Here is a 536-nt window from a genome sequence, read left to right on the forward strand (position 1 = left end):
ACTCTTGAGCTGCTACGTATAAAGCAGAGTCTTCTTTGTTAGATACATCTAACATTCTGACTTTTGATGGCTTGTATACATGCCAACTTTTGCTGCCTGCAGTTTTGCCAACTGTTTTTAAGTTGAACATTGCTGAGAAAGCTGCCGGTTGAAATGTACCTTTTGCATCTGTCATCCTTAAATTGGTGATCAGATTATTTAGTTCCCTCGCCGGTGAAAGATTAGACGATCTCATTGGAATGACAGCCGGTCTAGATTCATTTCCCATAACTACCATNACATAGAAGTATGCAGTTTTNTCTACATAGTTTCCATTTGGTAATCTGTATCTACCGTTTCTTTCTTCTACTGCATCTGCCGGAATCTGCATGTGAGTTCCAACTGGAGCAGAAGCACTATCACCTCTCTCTTGCCATTCAGGATATCTAGTTTGAGCATGAGCAACGATTATATCGATACCTTTACCCTCACCATCTATCAACTGACCAAGTGATGGAGCATAGATCATTCCTGGTTTAGATCCTTCTACATATTTA

Annotated in this window: 1 protein-coding gene; it reads right to left on the reverse strand. The window is 40.1% G+C overall.

Annotated features, from left to right (window positions below):
- The coding region (locus A3712_RS28880) for a hypothetical protein (protein ID WP_157618757.1) at positions 1-508 on the reverse strand (508 nt) is incomplete at its 3' end.
- Positions 509-536 lie beyond the last annotated feature (28 nt).

The sequence above is a fragment of the Vibrio sp. HI00D65 genome (assembly GCF_001635455.1).
Classification (GTDB): domain Bacteria; phylum Pseudomonadota; class Gammaproteobacteria; order Enterobacterales; family Vibrionaceae; genus Vibrio.